We start from the raw sequence: 1,676 nt of genomic DNA, 5'->3' as shown, positions 1-1,676 counted from the left end.
GTCGGTCATCCTGCCGCGCAGCGCAATCGTCGGTACTACGTGACGAACAGCGAGCTGACGTTCATTCAGGACGGACCGGATAGTACGTCGCAGGGCCGCAACGTCGCGGTCAAGTTCCGCGCGCTCGCGGACGACCAGCCGTTCCGTCCGCTCCTGACGACGCCGCGCCCCGAAGTGCCGGGCATCCAGAGCGCGACGGTGGTGGGGCCGGAGATGTCGGAAGTGCATACCGACAAGCTCGGCCGGATTCGCGTGCACTTCCACTGGGACCGCTACAAGACGACGGAAGCGGATGCGTCGTGCTGGATTCGCGTGTCGCAGGCATGGGCGGGCAAGGGTTGGGGCGTGCTCGCGATGCCGCGGGTCGGGCAGGAAGTGATCGTGACTTACGTCGATGGCGATCTCGATCGTCCGCTCGCGACGGGGATCGTCTACAACGGCGAAAACCCGACGCCGTACGACCTGCCGAAGGACATCCGCTACACCGGCCTCGTGTCGCGCTCGATCAAGCGCGCGGGCGGTTTCCAGAACGCGAGCCAGATCACGTTCGACGACCAGCGCGGCGCCGAGCGCGTGATGATCCACGCGGAGCGCGACATGCAGCAGACGGTCGAGCGCAACAGCTCGACGTCGATCGCGCAGGACTTGAACCTGTCGGTGAAGGGCACGTCGACGTCGGTCGTCGGGATCTCCGTCAGCTTCACGGGCATCTCGGTGTCGTACACGGGGCTGTCGGTCAGCTTCACCGGCGTGTCCGCGAGCTTCACCGGCCTGAGCACGTCGTTTACCGGCGTGAGCACGAGCTTCACCGGCGTATCGACGTCGTTCACCGGCGTGAGCACGAGCTTCATCGGCGTGTCGACTTCGTTTACCGGCGTCGACACGAGCTTCAAGGGCGTGTCGACGTCGTTCACCGGCGTGAGCACGAGCATTACCGGCTCCAGCAATTCGGTGACGGGTGTGTCGAACAGCATGACGGGCATCTCGTCGTCGTGGACCGACGTCAGCATGTCGACGACCGGCCAGTCGGAGAGCATCACCGGTGTGTCGCTGTCATACACGGGCACGTCGAACAGCATGACGGGCACGAGTACGTCCGTGACCGGCACGTCGACGAGCATCACCGGCACGTCGATGTCGAATACCGGCAGCTCGACGAGCATCACGGGCACGTCGATGTCGACGACCGGCAGCTCGACGAGCATCACCGGCTCGAGCGTGTCGACCACCGGCAGCTCGGTGAGCACGACGGGTTCGAGCGTATCGACGACGGGCAGCAGCGTATCGACGACGGGCTTCAGCTTCTCGTACACCGGCGCGAGCTACTCGGACGTGGGCATCGACCTGAAGAAGGTCGGCATGCAAGTGAAGAGTTGATCCCATGAGCGATATCCATTCACAAGCGGCCGTCGCGGCCGCATCGCCAACCAGGACCGGCTCGCTGCTCGCTGTGTATTCGTCGGCGTGTTCTTTGGCGGATGCCGGTACGGTCGGAGGGCTGCCATGCGTCTGATCGAACTGCGCAGTCCCTTGCTGGAGCCGGATGCGATCGCGCTGAGCTTCGTGGTGCATGAGAACCTGTCGCAGGAGCCGTCATATCAGCTGGAACTGCTGAGCCACGACCCGGACCTGGATTTCGACGCGCTGCTCGGCTCGTCGCTGTCGGCGGACATCGA

General features: G+C 64.6%; 1 protein-coding gene. It reads left to right on the top strand.

The features are described 5' to 3' along the window. Window positions 1–1,377: type VI secretion system Vgr family protein (locus WS62_RS04425; RefSeq protein ID WP_156440858.1), on the top strand; the 1,377-nt coding region annotated here is incomplete at its 5' end. Between the last annotated feature and the right edge of the window lie 299 nt (window positions 1,378–1,676).

Source organism: Burkholderia sp. ABCPW 14 (assembly GCF_001523835.1).
GTDB classification, from domain to species: domain Bacteria; phylum Pseudomonadota; class Gammaproteobacteria; order Burkholderiales; family Burkholderiaceae; genus Burkholderia; species Burkholderia mayonis.
Note: the sequence above shows the minus strand (reverse complement) of the source record. Positions and strands in the feature narration are given on the sequence as shown.